At 76.8% G+C, this 285-nt stretch carries 1 protein-coding gene; it reads left to right on the top strand.

The window, feature by feature from the left end; translation table 11 throughout:
* Positions 1-285 (top strand): hypothetical protein (locus ACR9ZK_RS21855; protein WP_481344054.1); only part of this gene is annotated, 285 nt, incomplete at both ends.

Raw genomic sequence — 285 nt, 5'->3', positions numbered from 1 at the left:
GGGTCACCGCGTTGCGCGACTCGGCCGCCGCCCTAGCGGAGGCGCCCGCCGGGCTGCGCGCCGAGGCCCGCGAGCTGGCAGCGGCTGCGGGGGGCCAGGGCGTCGACGCCGCGCGGGGGGCCGACGAGCGGGCGGCCGCCGACCTCGCCGCGTCCCTCCCGGCCCGCGACGACGTCACCCACGGCATGCAGCGGCTCGCCGCCCTCCGGTTGCGACCTGTCTCTTCTACACACCCTACGCCGCCGACGCCAGAGAAAATGTCGATCTCTGTGGTCTCCGTCCCCT

It is taken from the genome of Monashia sp. HAY1-5C (assembly GCF_056755255.1).
This window is presented reverse-complemented; position numbering and strand designations above follow the sequence as displayed.